This window comes from Cycloclasticus sp. (assembly GCF_019090545.1).
Lineage (GTDB): Bacteria > Pseudomonadota > Gammaproteobacteria > Methylococcales > Cycloclasticaceae > Cycloclasticus > Cycloclasticus pugetii.
The window spans coordinates 1-17,005 of the sequence record NZ_JAHRVT010000047.1; the positions used below are offsets into that span (position 1 = coordinate 1).

Genomic DNA, 17,005 nt, shown 5'->3' on the forward strand with positions numbered 1-17,005 from the left:
AATCGTCGATGGTGGGTGTAGCTCAGTTGGTAGAGCCCCTGACTGTGACTCAGGTTGTCGAGGGTTCGAGTCCCTTCATCCACCCCATTTTACGATTATTCTTTCCGTTAAATATGCCTAGTCATTTCACTGTTTTAGTTTTTAAACTAAAATTCGGTGTTATTTTCTTAGCGGGCCATATTTTGCCATTTAAACCATTTCCCATCTTGCTCACTGAGCCAAGCGAACCACCTCCTGAGATCAAATACCTTATTAATAAGGGTGATTATCGACTCATCGACACCGACGATACCTCTGAAGCTTGTTTGTTAATCTATAACGATAGACGCCTTAACCTTCAACTACGAACGACTAATAAACCTTTGCAGCTATGCATTGATTTCATCAATGGTAAAGCTAAGCACCGTAGACAATATGGTGGAGGTAAAAATCAGCCTCTGGCAAAAGCGTGCGGGCTAAATAAGCACCCAGATTGGAGTATTTTAGATGCCACTGCTGGACTTGGAAAAGATGCCTTTGTTTTAGCTAGCCTGGGTGCGCAAGTCACTTTATGTGAAAGACACCCCGCCTTATATGGTTTATTAGCCGATGCCCTTGATCGAGCCACTCATGATAGTAGCGTTGCAGATATTGCTGATCGGATGAAATGCATTTATCAAGACTCAATAACTCACTTAAATACTTACCAACATATTAATAGTAAATTACCGGATATAATTTACTTAGACCCCATGTATCCAGAAAGAAAAAAATCGGCAAAAATAAAAAAAGAAATGCAAGTATTACAATATCTTGTCGCACATAATTCAAATAATAATGAGCTTTTAGAGACGGCACTGAAAACTGCCATGCATCGTGTTGTAGTGAAGCGACCAAAATCTGCAGCTCCACTCAATGAGTGCTTTCCGAGTTACACTATTAATAGTGTGAATACACGATACGATGTGTATGTTAATTCATAGATTATGCCTGTCGAGAAGATCCCTTCTTTAAGCTCAACATTTGTTATGAAAATGATAAGATAGCACATGAGAATAGTCGCCTATCAGTCTTAAAGTAGCCTGTATATTGCAATTAATCAGTCGGAAAAAAGCACACAATTAACCAGTTTAAATAAATTATTACGTGAATCAAAAAACGACAACTTCAACGCCTTCGCCCGCACATTTACAGATTGTAAAGCTGTTAAAAGAGTCGGCTTTTTTGGTATTACTTGCTGTCAGCTTATTTTTGCTGGGCTCACTTTTTAGTTATCACGTGGACGATCCTGGTTGGACGCATAGTGGCACGGGACAGGCTGTATTAAATATCACCGGAGTTGTTGGCGCATGGATAGCAGACTTCATGTTATCTATCATGGGGTTTATGGCGTTTGCTCTTCCTTTTATGTTAATGAGCAGCGCATGGAAGTTCTTATCTGAAGCACGTTCCAAACATGTTGATACACTCACGCACCAAGTCATTCGTTGGGTTAGCTTTATTGTATTTTTAGTTGCCGGAGCTGGCTTGTTAGACATGCATTATTACCAACGTTGGCTCACCATTCCTGGTTCACCGGGAGGCATTATTGGCTTAGAGTTAACAGATTTTCTAACACATCTGTTTGCTTTTCAGGGCGCAACACTTATTCTCTTGAGCTTCTTCCTTATCGGTATCACACTTTCTACTGGGCTTTCATGGCTAGGTCTGATGGATAAACTTGGTGCCTTATCAATAAAAGCATTTCGCCTGTTAAAAGCCTACATTGAAGATAGCAAAGAACGTAAAACGTCTGTTACCGTCAAAAAACAACGTAGTGATTCATTCAAAAAGCAATCGAAAATATTTGCAGCCAAGCCGAAAGCACGAATTGAGCCTGTTATTAGAGAAATAAAAAGCAGTGAGCGTGTTGAAAAAGAGCGACAAGTAGCGTTATTTGATGAGCCTGCAGGTGCCTTGCCAGGCTTGGCATTATTAGATAAGGCTACCGAGCAGGTTGAAGGGTATTCTAAAGCAGCGCTTGAAGCACTGTCGAAATTGGTTGAATTAAAACTGCAAGATTTTGGTGTTGAGGTCGATGTAGTCGCAGTTAATCCGGGCCCTGTTATTACACGGTTTGAAATTCAACCCGCGCCGGGCATAAAAGCCAGTCGAATTAGCGGCCTTGCTCAAGACTTGGCGCGCTCGATGTCCACACATAGCGTACGTGTTGTAGAAGTTATTCCTGGCAAATCTGTGATTGGTTTAGAAATACCCAATGAAGCACGTGAAATGGTGAGGCTTAGTGAAATACTCTCTTCTCAAGCGTATGAAAAATCAAACTCTCCTTTAACATTGGTGTTAGGTAAAGACATTTCCGGTCAACCTACGGTTGCTGACTTGGCTAAAATGCCGCACTTATTGGTTGCTGGCACAACCGGTTCGGGTAAATCTGTTGCCATTAACGCGATGATTTTAAGCTTGCTATATAAAGCAACACCGGAACAAGTTCGAATGATCATGATTGATCCAAAAATGCTTGAGCTATCAGTCTACGAAGGTATTCCACATTTATTAACCCCTGTTGTAACTGATATGAAAGAGGCCTCCAATGCATTGCGTTGGTCTGTTGCCGAAATGGAAAGGCGTTATAAATTAATGTCCTTATTGGGTGTGCGAAATTTAAGCGGTTATAACAAAAAAGTAAGAGATGCAATAAAAGAGGGGAGCCCTTTAGCTGACCCATTATGGGAGCCAACACCCTTTATTGATGAGGATGAGGCTGGCACACTGACTGAGTTACCTCAAATAGTCATCATAATAGATGAGCTTGCCGACATGATGATGGTGGTTGGTAAAAAAGTTGAAGAGTTGATTGCCCGGCTTGCGCAAAAAGCACGGGCCTCTGGCTTACATTTAGTGTTGGCAACACAACGCCCATCGGTTGATGTGTTAACTGGCCTAATTAAAGCCAATATTCCTTCAAGAATAGCCTTTCAAGTGTCATCAAAAATTGACTCGCGTACGATACTCGATCAGTCCGGTGCAGAATCCTTACTAGGTAATGGTGATATGTTGTATCTACCCCCAGGTTCTGGTTTGCCACAACGTGTTCATGGAGCATTTGTGGATGATCATGAAGTGCATAAAGTTGTTAAACAACTTAAAAAATCAGGCAAAACAAATTATATAGATGGCATTTTGACCGCCTCTGACCCGGCTGAGTTTGACGGGGGAGGGTCTGGTGGTGGCTCGGAAGATTCCGATGAACTGTATGATCAAGCCTTAAAAATTGTAACAGAGACACGCAGAGCATCCATTTCTGGTGTACAGCGCCAATTAAGGGTTGGTTATAATCGAGCCGCACGAATGATTGAAGAAATGGAACGCTGCGGCGTTGTCGGTCCATTACAATCGAATGGTTCACGTGAAGTATTGGCCCCACCACCACCTGAGTTATAAATTATGAATACACTTCGTAGCGTTTTTTGCTGTTTTGTCTTATTTGCTTTTACTTTACCAAGCGTCGCAAAAAGCAGCGAAGATAATCTAGCGCTTCATTTGCAACATTATGTAAATCTTAGCGGTCAATTTACTCAGGTGATTAGCAGTGAACAAAGCTCTTTTATTCAATCATCAACCGGTGAGTTCTGGATAAAAAAGCCCAATCAATTTCGTTGGCACTACACAACGCCTTATGTGCAAAAAATTATCTCAAACGGGGATAAGCTTTGGGTCTACGACGAAGACCTTGAGCAAGTTACCATCAAAGATGCGTCGCAATCGGTTGGTTCATCGCCTTTAGCAGTAATTCTTGGCTCTATTGAACTTGATACGCTTTTTAATATTACTCAGTTGGATAACAGCGAGCAATTAGAATGGTTAATGCTAACGCCTAAAGAAGACTCAAGTGGTTTTGAATTTATTAAGGTGGGTTTTAAAGATGGCCTACTCAACAAAATGCGTCTGCATGATAGTTTTGGCCAAACCACCGATTTATTATTTACTGATGTGACCATTAACGAGCCTATTGTAGACGAAACCTTCGAGTTTATTGTGCCAGATGGCGCTGATGTTTTTGAAGAAACGCCGAACTAATGAAACCCACTGAACCGCTGGCCGATCGCCTTCGTCCCACCTCGTTACAGGAATTTTCAGGTCAAAAACATCTTTTATCTGAGGGTAAACCCCTTTATGAAGCAATTCAATCAGGGCAATTACACTCGCTCGTTTTATGGGGCCCTCCAGGTGTTGGTAAAACAACCTTAGCAAGAATCATTGCGCAACAAGCCGAGGCCGACTTTATTTCACTTTCAGCTGTTTTAGCCGGCGTTAAAGATATTCGAGGCGCTGTTGAGCAAGCAAAAAAAAATCGTATAGATAAACAACAAAACACGCTTCTTTTTGTTGACGAAGTACACCGTTTTAACAAATCACAACAAGATGCTTTTTTACCACATGTAGAGGCCGGAGTTTTTACGTTCATTGGCGCGACCACTGAAAACCCTTCTTTTTCGCTCAATAATGCATTATTATCCAGAGCGCGTGTTTACACATTAAAATCACTTGAAGAAGACGATTTGCGCGCTATCCTTAATCATGCTTTAACGGATAAAAACAAAGGGCTCGATAGCCAGTTTACTATCGACAATGAGGCCATTCAATTGTTACTGAATGCCTCAGATAAAGATGCCAGACGGTTATTAAATTTTATTGAATTAAGCGCTCAACTGGCTTCTGCAAACGAACATAAAACCATTACAGCCAATATAATTAATGAGGTTGTTCAAGACGGAGTGCGGCGTTTTGATAACCACGGTGAAGACTTCTACAATCAAATATCGGCGTTACATAAATCCGTTCGTGGTAGTGACCCAGATGCCTCGTTATATTGGTTAAAACGCATGCTTGATGGCGGATGCGATCCGTTATATGTCGCACGACGTATTGTCCGTATTGCCTCTGAGGATATCGGTAATGCAGACCCACGTGCGTTACAAATAGCTTTAAATGCCTGGGAAACACAAGAAAAATTAGGCAGCCCTGAAGGTGAGTTAGCACTTGCGCAAGCAGTAATTTACTTGGCCTGTGCAGCAAAAAGTAACGCCGTATATAGCGCTTTCAATGCAGTTGACAGCGTTATAAAAAAAACAGGTAGTTTGGATGTTCCTTATCACCTTAGAAATGCGCCAACAGCCTTAATGAAACAAGAGGGCTATCATGAAGGTTATCGTTACGCACATAATGAGCCCAATGCCTTTGCTGCAAGGGAAAATTATTTACCAGAGGCTCTTATTGGTTCGACTTATTACGAACCAGTTGATCGTGGACTTGAAATAAAGATTGCTGAAAAGCTTCGATACTTAAGAGAACTTAACCAACAAGCAAAAAAATAAAATATTCCGCTATATTAAAAGGTATTATTACCACTCATTAACTGACACATTAATTGATTTAGCAATGAATAAATTTATTACTCTGCTTATTTTACCCCTTCTGCTTTTCCTAAGTGCTTGCACAACCGTGTTAATTGGTGGCGCTGGTGCTGGCGGTTATGCAGTTGGTACTGACGAGCGACCTGTTGGTGTTATATCAGAGGATATTTCTATAACCACTCGAGTCAAAACTACATTAATCAAAGATAAGCAGATTGATGCTTTTGATATTAATGTTGATACCTACCGTTCCGTGGTCACCCTATATGGACATGTTAAGAGCTCAGCTCAATTAAATCGAGCCATAAGTCTTACAAGCTCGGTAAAAGGGGTTAGTAAAGTGATTTCAAAATTGACGGTCATTCAATAATAGAGCTGCTATGAAAATTTTACTTATTATTGTTGTCATTGCAGCCGTTTTTTATCTGGTTCAGTATTTTTTAAATGGTAAAGCAACGTTAAACGCTAAAGATAATATTCAAGCTGGTGAAGAGTTCTTAGCAAAAAACGCTGAACAAGAGGGCGTTATAACCACCGCATCAGGTTTACAATACAAAGTTCTTTCACCAGGTGATGGTGAAGTGCACCCAACTTCGACCGATAAAGTGACCGTTCATTACCATGGTACTTTGTTAGATGGAACGGTCTTTGATAGTTCTGTAGATCGAGGTGAGCCCATTGCCTTTGGCCTAAACCAAGTCATTAAAGGCTGGACTGAAGGTGTGCAGTTAATGGTAACAGGTGAAAAAACACGTTTTTTTATACCCAGCAAATTAGCGTATGGCAATCAATCCATGGGGGCCATAAAAGGCGGCTCAACGCTAATTTTTGATGTTGAGTTGATTGCTATAAACTAACGATTTTAAAAACACACCCCTCAGTTACTAAAATATATTAAATTAGGAAATTTATGATTCCAGTTATTATGTCCGGCGGCAGCGGCACACGTCTTTGGCCATTATCTAGAAAACACCGGCCCAAGCAATTTATCGCTTTATTTGGCGAAAATACCATGTTTCAAGAAACACTAAATCGACTTAGTGGACTTGAGGGTATTCAATCACCTATTGTTGTCTGCAATAACGATCATCGCTTTATGGTAGCAGAGCAATTGCAAGAATTAAGAGTCACCTCACCTAATATTATTTTAGAACCTGTTGGGCGAAATACTGCGCCAGCGCTCGCTACATCAGCGTTAGAAGCTCAAAAAATGGGCGATGATCCAGTTTTATTAGTCTTAGCCGCAGACCATGTTATTGATGACCTTACAGCTTTCCATCAAGCTATTGAAGCTGCAAAAATACAAGCAGAACAGGGCAAGATTGTAACGTTTGGTATCGTGCCCACTTCCCCAAACACCGGTTACGGTTATATTCAGGCCGATCAAAAAAACACCATCAGCCCCGTTAAAGCGTTTGTAGAAAAACCAGACTTACAGACTGCTACGCAATATGCCGACTCAGGTAATTTCTATTGGAATAGTGGGATGTTTATGTTCAAAGCATCCACGTTGATTTGTGAATTAGAAAAATATTCACCTGAGATTTTGTCCAGTTGCCGTGAAGCTTTAGCTAAAGGTACGAAAGATCTCGACTTTACTCGTTTGGATGTTGCTTCATTTGAAGCTTGTGACTCAGACTCAATAGATTATGCAGTGATGGAACATACCAGCAAAGCCGTTGTTGTACCGTTAGATGCCGCCTGGAGCGATGTTGGTTCCTGGTCTTCCTTATGGGAATGCGCGCAGCAGGACGCCGATAATAATGTTTTACAAGGCGACGTGATCGTTGAAGATGTGCAAAATGCTTATATTCATAGTGAGCACCGTTTGGTATCTGTTATAGGGTTAGATGATATTGTTGTTGTTGAAACCGCTGATGCCGTCATGGTCGCGAGTAAAAAATCTGCACAAAATGTAAAAAGCATAGTCAACCGACTGGTAAATGAAGACCGTAAAGAGGCAGAAAGCCACCGTCTATGTTATCGCCCTTGGGGACATTATGACGCTATTGATGTTGGTGAACGGTTCCAAGTTAAACGAATTACGGTTAAACCAGGCGCTTCATTATCATTACAAATGCACCACCACCGAGCTGAACACTGGATTGTAGTAACAGGCACGGCAGAAGTTACCTGCGATGATAAAGTTATGCTGGTTTCAGAAAACCAATCCACTTACATCCCAGTTGGTACCAAACATAGATTACATAATCCTGGTCGAGTTTTGCTCGAAATGATTGAGGTACAGTCAGGGGCTTATTTAGGTGAAGATGACATTATTCGTTTTGAGGATAATTATAGTCGGACATAATCATCGAGCCCTCTGAGATATTATATAAAGCTCTATAATGACTAATACAGGGTTGTTTTTGAATTAATTAGATAGAACCCGAACGTCGACGAGTGCGAATTAACATCTATTTTTATCGTCTGTAGAAAAATGTTTTTAAATGAAAAAAGGCGTATTATTTAAAAGCTCTTTAATCACGCTTGCTAACTATTGTATGTTTACCTCCCCAGGACGATAGATTGTCTTTCATGCCCAAAATACGTGGTGTACTTATAGCGTTTAGCGCTATAGTTTTCTTATTACTTCTCTCATACATCGCGTTACCTTGGCTTGTACAAACAGCACTGACATCTTCATTAAGCAAGTACGACATTGAAGTTACAAACATTCAGTTCGATCGCCCATCGTGGAAACAACTTTCTTCACGCTCATTTCAGTTAAAGTCATTATCATTAAGATTTGAAGAGCAGGTAGACGTTGATATAGCAAATACATTCATCAACTTTAATACACCTTCCGCATACTTGGTTTTGGTTAACATCGACTCTATTGATATACGGATAAATAAACCTTCTTCGAATAACACTGTTACTGACATTAATTTATTTGATGTTTTGCCAAGTGCTTTAATCGATGATCTACCTCAAGTGCGTCTGCTTGTTAACTCGTTAACGGTCCATCAACCTCATTTAGAACTCAAGGCGTTCAGGATTGATTTATCAAATGGATTATTAACCGTCCAAACCATATTAGGTGACGGTTTTTTTAACAAAGGTTCCAAAGTATTTAAGCAGTTAATCGACACCAATATTTTATTAAAAATAAATGCGCAAAATGAACTTGAATTAAACATATCAGATACCGCCGCTAATCCATTACTAGCGTTGAGCCTTAAGTTAACAAAACAAGGTGATCTACTGAAAGGGGACGTGCAGCTTAACATTGAATTAAATGCTTTCGAGTGGCCAACAATTAATGGTAGTGCGATAAGTGTTAATAGCAATCAATTGGTCAGTAGCAACCAATTCACATTACCTGCCACACAACGGTTCTCTATAGATGAGATTACACAACTTACCGGCGTTACTAAGATACAAAATACCAGTCATTTTTCTAACCAACACACAGCAGCAACGACTAAAGTCACCACCGACACAACGCTAAGGTTTTCATTAGACAAAGGAAAATTTCGTTTAACGCTCGTAGACCCTAAACAACCTATTGTAGAAATAAACGGCTATCTAAAACGTTTCCTTATGCCAGATAACAACTACAAAATGATGGATGAAATGGGCACTTTGCTTGCCAATCTAAAGGAGCCTCTCACCATCGAGTATGATCTATTGGCTGATTTGAATAACCCTTTCTCAATTATTGATGGCAGCTTCACCCTAGAATACATTGAAAAGAACAAAAAGCTGATCGATGTACAGTTTTCTAACATGGAGGTTATTACCCCAGAAAACAGTCACAGAAGCCATTATCAGTTTCAGCTCAAAGGTAATCTACACCTTGCTAATATTTATCGTCCACTCGATATAGAAAACCTCTTTATTAGCAAACTAAGAGGTGAGGTTAACAGCCGAGTAAGCATTCAAGATCATCACTTGATGATTCAGCCGTTGTCGAAAAATCGTTTTGAAATACATTCTTTACGTTTTAATGAATACAAAGCCAAAACACTTTTCGTAAACATTCTAAACCAAACGCTTTCTATTAATTTAAACACGCAAGATGTTTCCGCTATGAAATTTGCATTAGGTGGTCAAAACCTTGATAGCAATCAATTAAACATTAAAAAATGGGGGCTTACAGCAAACGCAAGCCTCCAGCAGCATAAGATGAGTATTCGTTCTTCAATTGACGCAATGAATCTGGCGTTGTTAGATCAGACATACTATATCCCACCCATGATTATTAAAAACCAACTCTGGTTTAAAGACTTAAGTGCAACTAAAGCATCGCTTAAACTCGCCAATATTTGTAACGACCCCATCCTTTTCGCAAACTGGCAACCTAAAAACAGTACAGAGCATTTAATTGATATCCATTGGCAGCAGACTTTTTCAACACATAAGACATTCAGAAAATGGCTTAACACACCAATACTTCCATTTGACATGACTGGCGGGAGCTTTGCGGGAGACGCGGTTATTGAATTAAACAAGGGTGAAACTGAATTTAAGCAATTCAAGGTCTCATTACACGAAGCTCAAGGTGTTTATCAGACAGGTACATTTAAAGGGGTTCAGCTTCAGTTAAGTTCACCCTCGCAACAATTGGGGTCATATAAAACACAACAGGCGGTTACGTTTGACACCTTTTATGCTGAACTTAACGGCCACATTAATGAATTAAATATGGGTATCAAGGCAAACAATATCGAGCTTAATGGCTTACTTTATAATCAACTAAACGAGTGGCATTTTAAAACCCCGTTAAGCAAAGCGACCGTTTTTTCAGGTTTAGTAGAAATTCAAAATGAAGACATTAATTTTAACGATGCTATACAACTGGAGTTGATCGTAGATCGCTTGGATTTATCTGAATTGGTCAGAACGCAAAACATGGATGGCTTATATGCCAGTGGCAAATTATCAGGACGTATTCCTGTGCACTATATAAACGGGCAATTCAACGTATCGGATGGCCATATGAATAGCATCGATGGCGGGAAAATACGTTACACCACACCTTTAAGCCAAAGCACAAATATAAATGATCAACTCAAATTAACCTTCGATGTACTGGAAGACTTTAACTACACAACGTTAAACAGCAAAATAATTTACGATGATGATACGCTATTGTTTAAATCTGCTATTTCTGGGCGTAATCCAACTGTTGCCAATGGCCGTTTAATCAACTTAAACTTAAATACTGAAGTCGGCTTAAAAGGGGCTCTTGAAACAATGCGCATTCAATCAGGTATTGATTTAAACATAGAAGCGTTTATACGCTCTAAAATAAAGCATTCAAATAATCAATATTATTGCCAATAAAAACATGAGGTTTTGTATGAAAAAAATAGCCCCCATCGCATATATAACATGTATTGGCTTGTTGCTAAGCTCGATATTTGGATGCACGCCAACCGTCAAAGTAGAAGCGTCAGACAAGCCCATTACAATCAATTTAAATGTAAAGATTGAACACGAAATTCGAGTCAAGGTTGATAAAGAGCTAGACTCCATACTGTCTGAAGATTCAGGCTTATTTTAAGAGGAACGATGATGAAATACGTACAAATTTTATTAACTGTTTTTATGCTCACACTATCAACAGTTTCTTTAGCCATTGATCTACATAGTGCAAAAGATCAAGGTTTAGTGGGAGAAACGCCGAACGGGTATTTAGCCAGCCCCGTTAGTGCTCCATCAGCTGACATTAAAGCACTCATCAGTGATATTAATGCCAAACGGAAACAAAAATATGCCCAAGTTGCAGCAAAAGTTGCTAAGCCATTAAGCGTCGTTGAACAACTGGCAGGGAAAAAAGCTATTGAAAAAACAAGCAAAGGGCATTTTATTCAATTTCCAGATGGCCAATGGGTCAAAAAGTAACGACAAACGCTTATCCCTTTAACTTTGAAACTATTTGGCTTTTAGCATTAAGCGCTTGTACATGCCTGAGTAGTTAAAGTTTATTGGCATCAATTTCTTCAGTGACAGGCATAACATATTATCGAATACTACGGAGTAGTATCTGTCTACACTGTACGCTGCTGAGCAAGAAGTTAAATTAAATACTGTGTTATATTAGGCTCCAGCAAATACTCGGAATTCACTTCTTTATTCATTTTTTTATGCTCTAACCAGCACAAAAATAGCGTGATACCATAATGGACACGGCTATACCTAAACTTTCAATCTACTTTGTCGGTGACGTTTGTGAGCACACTGTTTTATCCCATCCAACTTCTTCGTTCTACAACAAGCTTTATTTACACCTTATTTCTATTAAGTGTTTTGTTTATTAGCGGTTGTAGCACAATACCACCGATCGATAAAAAGGAACCAGTAATAACTGCACCGGTATGCCCTGTGTGTAAACCAACGACTTGCCCTAAAGTTGCTGAACCCATAAAAAAAGTAGCTAAAAAAACAAGAGGGGAGTTAAATCTACCCGTGATAGGAGGCGTTGAAAATGTTGTTGTTGAGCCTCTAAATTTAAAATTTGAAGCACGTATAGATACCGGAGCAAAATCCACCTCGATACATGCAGAAAACATCCAGCTCATTGAACGTGAAGGCAAGCGCTTTGTGCGCTTTTCATTATACGATAGTAAAACCAAATCACTCGTTGAGGTAGAACGTCGTTTTCGTAGGCGAGTAATTATCAAACAGCAAGATGGAAATAATGAAATGCGATACGTCGTCACATTATGGTTAACTCTCGGCAAGAATAAAGATGAGGTTGAAGTGAACTTGACCGACCGATCTGCCTTTGACTATCAGCTATTAGTTGGGCGTAATTTATTAACTGACCGAGCTATAGTTGATGTTAGTTTACGTCATACCTTAAGGCCTTAAAACTTGTCATCTACACATAAAATCACCATCATCGCGCTATTTATGATCCTGCTCGGTCTTGGCTTGACCTTGTACAAAAATATAGTGTTAGGGTTCCCGCTTTTACCGGGTATTAGAGAAGATGTTTGGACAATAGAATCCAAAATAAACCTTAAACCCCTACATGAAGGGCCTGTTCAAATAGCGCTAACCTTACCTGAAGAAGATGCTGGTTGGGTGTCTTTAGACGACCACTTTGCCTCATCTGGCTTTAATTTTTCAGTGACTGAACAAAACGGTCATAGACGAGCACATTGGACACGCGAAACAATGGAGCGGGCTACGACCTTGTTTTATAAAAAACAAGTTTATCGTATGCGAGACAGGGCGCTCACAGACCGAGTTGTCCCTAATGTTGAGCTGCCTATTTTAACCACCACGAATGAAGAGGTGATGGAAAAGGTGGTCGAATCCTTAAAGACAAAATCGACAACGCCCGCAGAGTTTTCCACTATATTATTCGACAGTATCAACCTGCCGCAACCCGACCCAGACATGAGCTTTCTTTTGTCGAGCTATGGTGGCGTACATCTAGATGTGGTTATGGATGTTCTAGCTTATGCCAACATTCCAGCACAACTCATTAAAGGCATTTTCTTGGAAGATGGTCGACGTCGACAGCGTATCAGCAGCCTTGTTGAAATAGTCGCTGGCGATCGCTGGTTAATTTTTGACCCTACAACAGGTGCTGAAGGGCTGCCGGATAACTTTTTTGTTTGGCAACACGGTTCCACCTCAATATTAGACGTCATTGGAGGGCGCAACTCGTCCATTGAGTTTGCGTTAGTAAAAAACACATTACCTCTTAAATCCATCCTTTTCATGGAAGGGCATCTTGAAGAACAACCCTTATTAGATTTTTCAATTTATGCTCTACCTGTAGAGCAACAAGGTATTTTTAAGGGCTTATTACTGATACCAGTGGGTGCTTTAATCATCGTTTTACTGCGAATACTGGTTGGCTTAAAAACATCTGGCACCTTTATGCCTATTCTGATTGCACTCGCCTTTATTCAAACCTCACTCTTAGTGGGATTGGGTATTTTCCTTACCGTGGTCGGCTTCGGCTTATGGATACGCTATTATTTGTCTTACCTCAATTTATTATTAGTAGCACGAATAACCGCTGTGGTCATCGTGGTTATTCTATTAATGGCAGGTTTAAGTATTATTAGTTATAAACTTGGCTTTCACCAGGCTTTAACAATCACCTTTTTCCCAACCATTATTCTTGCTTGGACTATCGAAAGAATGTCACTTTTATGGGAAGAAGAGGGCGCGCACGAAGTCTTAGTACAAGGAGGCGGGAGCCTATTAGCGGCCATTTTGGTTTACTTAACCATGTCAATGTCGATGGTAGAGCACCTTACCTTTAATTTCCCCGAGTTAATGATCAGCCTACTGGGCATTGTTTTATTATTAGGTAAATACACTGGTTATCGCTTGTTTGAACTGTATCGTTTTCGTGCTTTTGGCCACACTGAATGAAGTGGGTATCGCCTAAAAAACTAAGGGAACTTGGCATCCTTGGTATGAACAGCCGAAACATTGATTATATCGGCCGTTCAAATGACAGGCGTCTTTTTCCATTAGTAGATGACAAGCTAAAAACTAAAAGACTCGCTGAAAAATTTGGCATGTCTGTGCCTCGACTTTTTGCTGTTATTAATAATCAACATGACATACAAACATTAGAAAACCAACTTAGTGGGCGAGACCAGTTTGTTATTAAACCAGCGCAGGGCAGTGGTGGAAAAGGCATTTTAGTCATAGCCGAACGTGTAGACGATCAATACATCAAATCCAGTGGCCCCTCGCTTAAACTAAGGGACTTAAAACATCATGCCACCAATATATTAAGCGGTTTGTATAGTTTGGGTGGCCGCCCCGATGTTGTCATGATCGAAGACATGATTGTTTTCGACCCTATTTTTTCACCGTACAGCTATGAAGGCGTTCCAGACATAAGAGTTATCGTTTATAAAGGATACCCTGTTATGGCCATGCTTCGTTGCTCAACCCATGCATCAGATGGCAAAGCGAACTTACACCAAGGTGCCGTCGGGGTAGGGCTTGATATAAACACAGGAAAAAGCCTTTTCGCAGTGCAAAATAATATTAAAATTGAAAAGCACCCAGACACTGGGTTTAGCTTTGATCAGCTAGTAATTCCTAACTGGGACCATATTTTACAGCTCGCCTCTCATTGTTATGAAATGGTCGGCTTGGGTTACTTTGGCGCTGATATTGTATTGGATAAAAATAAAGGCCCTATGATCTTAGAACTCAATGCTCGCCCAGGCCTCGCTATTCAGGTTGCAAACCAAACCGGTTTAACCAAACGACTTCAACATATCGATCAACATATATTAGCTATGACACATGACGTTGAGGCGCGCATCGCGCTAGCAAAACAATGGTTTGCTAACTCCCTACGCAACGCCTAACCCTGTACTATATATTTAAAAACAACAGGTAATGACATTGAAGCACCCAGCAAATAACTAATATGTAACCATTACAGAGTTTAAATAAATGGTAGAACCCGAAAAAAAAATCATACAAAGAGAGAAGTTAATACAAGCAGGGCAAATGCATTTAGTGCATTGGTTAATTGTATTGCTTTCTATTGTACTAACTTTTACAGCTTGGCAATTTTCTAGGTTGCAACTTAATCAAAAACTTGAAACTAAATTTCATCGTAATGCAGAGCAAGTTGTTAACTCAGTAAAAGAAAGAATGAAGCTTTATGAAAATGCACTTTGGAGCAGTGTCGCATTCATTGATGCAGTTGATACACCGATTACCTATAGAACATGGCTATCTTATTCACGGAGCCTTAAAATAGACGCTACCTATCCTGGCATTAATGGGATTGGTGTTATTTATAATATCCAACCACCTCAACTGGATAGTTATCTACTAAAACAGCGAGAACTTAGGCCACATTTCAGCATACACCCTAAGCATCATGAATCTGAATATTGGCCCATTACCTATATTGAACCCGCATTACCGAATCAAAAAGCGATAGGCCTTGATATGGCTTTTGAGAAGAATCGCTATGTATCCATTCAAAAAGCACGTGATTCAGGGCAGGCGCAGTTAACAGGACCAATTACCCTAGTACAAGACGCAAAAAAAACGCCCGGGTTTTTATTCTACACACCCTTTTATGAAAATGGTGCTAAGCCAGACAACCTTGAATCACGAAGAGCGTTAATTGAGGGTGTGACGTACGCCCCGTTCATTATGAAAAACCTTATGCAAGGCACCTTGGCTGAAAAATATAGGCATGTCAGTATTCAAATACATGATAACGGACAATTGTTATTTGACGATCATGCTGACAGAAGCCTTGAGAACCTAGATCAGGATCCGCTGTTTAGCAAAGAAGAACATGTCGAGTTATATGGCCGAGTATGGACTTTTTCAATTCAATCAAATTTGGCCTTTAGAAATGAATTTTCGTCAAACCAATCCGCATTCATCTTAATTGGCGGCTTAGTAATCGATGCCTTATTACTCACACTCTTTTTATTATTAACTAAAGCTAATCGCGAAGCACTAGCCTATGCCGATAAAATAACTCAAGCCCTAAAAGAAAAAACACTTACTTTAGAAAAATCAAATAGTGATTTAGAACAGTTCTCATATGTTGCCTCACATGATCTTAAATCGCCTCTCAATGCGATCAAAAACCTCGTTGAATGGATAACTGAAGACTGCCAAAATATTATTCCTGACGAATCAAAAAAGCACTTAGCGTTATTGACTCAACGTACTGACCGTATGATGAGGTTACTGGATGACCTTCTTGAATACTCACGTATTAATCGCAATAAATTTAAAAATGAGCCTGTAAACTTAAAAGATATCAGCACAGATGTGTTTTCAATGCAGGATAAAACAGAGGGATTTACATTATCTGCGCCAGATGTAGAAATAGCTATCCCTAAAACACCCTTAGAAATAGTACTCAGAAACTTGATTTCAAATGCAATAAAACATCATGAAAGTAAAAGTGGTGCTATTAATGTCTTGTATGAAAGCAATCCAGACTACCATATTATTATCGTTGAGGATGATGGCCCGGGCATTCCATTAGAGTTTCATGATAAAGCACTGGAAATGTTTCAAACATTAAAGCCGAGAGATAAAGTGGAAGGTAGCGGTATGGGATTAGCGATGATTAAACGAATTGTCGAACATTACAAAGGCAAGATATTAATTACTTCTGATGGTAAACACGGAACAAAGATATCTATTTATTGGCCACTATCAAATTCATAAATATTGACATTATGGAAGGATAAACTATGAAGACTAACTCAAAAGACGTAACCTTATTATTAGTTGAAGATGATGATATCGATGCCATGACAATTGAGCGGGGCTTTCTTAAACAACGCATCGCCAACCCAATCGTTAGAGCTTACGATGGTATAGAGGCATTAGAGTTATTAAGAAGCAATAAAGTATCTCGCCCATTGATCATCTTACTTGATTTACAAATGCCACGAATGGGCGGTATTGAATTCTTAAAACAGTTACGAGCTGATGAGGCCTTGTCTGATTTAGTAGTTTTTGTATTAACAACCTCTAAATCTGAAGAAGATATGTTATCAAGCTACAAACAACATATCGCAGGATATTTTATAAAAGGCGATTCAGGCGAAAAGTTTTTAGACATTGTGAATGTTTTAGATAGTTATTGGAAAATTGTCCAATTACCTAAATGAAAGACAATA

General features: G+C 39.6%; 15 protein-coding genes and 1 tRNA gene. All 16 read left to right on the forward strand.

Annotated features, from left to right (window positions below; all coding sequences use genetic code 11):
* The first annotated feature begins 11 nt into the window (after positions 1–11).
* The 16 genes from KUG63_RS10755 to KUG63_RS10825 all read left to right on the forward strand — a co-directional run bounded on the left by KUG63_RS10755 (position 12) and on the right by KUG63_RS10825 (position 16,996).
* Positions 12–87 (forward strand) — tRNA-His (locus KUG63_RS10755).
* A gap of 26 nt (positions 88–113) precedes the next feature.
* The gene (locus KUG63_RS11900; protein WP_015005916.1) at positions 114–962 is read left to right on the forward strand and encodes a class I SAM-dependent methyltransferase; all 849 of its coding nucleotides are present in this window, start codon (positions 114–116) and stop codon (positions 960–962) included.
* A 163-nt stretch (positions 963–1,125) separates the two neighbouring features.
* Positions 1,126–3,420: a DNA translocase FtsK gene (locus KUG63_RS10760; protein WP_016390711.1), complete on the forward strand. Its 2,295-nt coding sequence runs from the start codon at positions 1,126–1,128 to the stop codon at positions 3,418–3,420.
* Positions 3,421–3,423: 3 nt separating this feature from the next.
* Positions 3,424–4,056 (forward strand): outer membrane lipoprotein chaperone LolA, encoded by a 633-nt coding sequence (lolA, locus tag KUG63_RS10765; protein ID WP_016390710.1) that lies wholly within the window; start codon positions 3,424–3,426, stop codon positions 4,054–4,056.
* The gene (locus KUG63_RS10770) at positions 4,056–5,354 is read left to right on the forward strand and encodes a replication-associated recombination protein A (RefSeq protein ID WP_287555318.1); all 1,299 of its coding nucleotides are present in this window, start codon (positions 4,056–4,058) and stop codon (positions 5,352–5,354) included. Before lolA ends, KUG63_RS10770 begins: the two co-directional genes overlap by 1 nt.
* 64 nt (positions 5,355–5,418) lie before the next feature.
* The gene (locus KUG63_RS10775; RefSeq protein ID WP_016390708.1) at positions 5,419–5,763 is read left to right on the forward strand and encodes a BON domain-containing protein; all 345 of its coding nucleotides are present in this window, start codon (positions 5,419–5,421) and stop codon (positions 5,761–5,763) included.
* Positions 5,764–5,773: 10 nt separating this feature from the next.
* Complete coding sequence (locus KUG63_RS10780) at positions 5,774–6,250, forward strand: FKBP-type peptidyl-prolyl cis-trans isomerase (protein ID WP_287018175.1); 477 nt, start codon at positions 5,774–5,776, stop codon at positions 6,248–6,250.
* 53 nt (positions 6,251–6,303) lie between these two features.
* Complete coding sequence (locus KUG63_RS10785; RefSeq protein WP_287555320.1) at positions 6,304–7,704, forward strand: mannose-1-phosphate guanylyltransferase/mannose-6-phosphate isomerase; 1,401 nt, start codon at positions 6,304–6,306, stop codon at positions 7,702–7,704.
* A 227-nt stretch (positions 7,705–7,931) separates the two neighbouring features.
* Positions 7,932–10,685: a YdbH domain-containing protein gene (locus tag KUG63_RS10790; protein ID WP_287555322.1), complete on the forward strand. Its 2,754-nt coding sequence runs from the start codon at positions 7,932–7,934 to the stop codon at positions 10,683–10,685.
* 16 nt (positions 10,686–10,701) lie between these two features.
* Entirely contained in the window at positions 10,702–10,905 is a 204-nt protein-coding gene (locus tag KUG63_RS10795) for a YnbE family lipoprotein (RefSeq protein ID WP_016390705.1), read from the forward strand.
* A gap of 8 nt (positions 10,906–10,913) precedes the next feature.
* Positions 10,914–11,246 carry a YdbL family protein gene (locus KUG63_RS10800; protein ID WP_020162142.1) on the forward strand — a complete coding sequence of 111 codons (333 nt, stop codon included), beginning with the start codon at positions 10,914–10,916 and terminating at the stop codon, positions 11,244–11,246.
* Positions 11,247–11,573: 327 nt separating this feature from the next.
* The gene (locus tag KUG63_RS10805) at positions 11,574–12,215 is read left to right on the forward strand and encodes an ATP-dependent zinc protease (RefSeq protein ID WP_159430355.1); all 642 of its coding nucleotides are present in this window, start codon (positions 11,574–11,576) and stop codon (positions 12,213–12,215) included.
* A 3-nt stretch (positions 12,216–12,218) separates the two neighbouring features.
* On the forward strand, positions 12,219–13,742 hold the full coding sequence (locus tag KUG63_RS10810) for an inactive transglutaminase family protein (RefSeq protein ID WP_287555325.1): 1,524 nt from the start codon (positions 12,219–12,221) through the stop codon (positions 13,740–13,742).
* Positions 13,739–14,701 carry an alpha-L-glutamate ligase-like protein gene (locus KUG63_RS10815; protein ID WP_020932564.1) on the forward strand — a complete coding sequence of 321 codons (963 nt, stop codon included), beginning with the start codon at positions 13,739–13,741 and terminating at the stop codon, positions 14,699–14,701. Before KUG63_RS10810 ends, KUG63_RS10815 begins: the two co-directional genes overlap by 4 nt.
* 88 nt (positions 14,702–14,789) lie before the next feature.
* Positions 14,790–16,547, forward strand: coding sequence for a CHASE domain-containing protein (locus KUG63_RS10820; RefSeq protein WP_287555329.1), 1,758 nt, complete (start codon positions 14,790–14,792; stop codon positions 16,545–16,547).
* Between the two features lie 26 nt (positions 16,548–16,573).
* Entirely contained in the window at positions 16,574–16,996 is a 423-nt protein-coding gene (locus tag KUG63_RS10825; protein ID WP_073024857.1) for a response regulator, read from the forward strand.
* Positions 16,997–17,005: the final 9 nt, after the last annotated feature.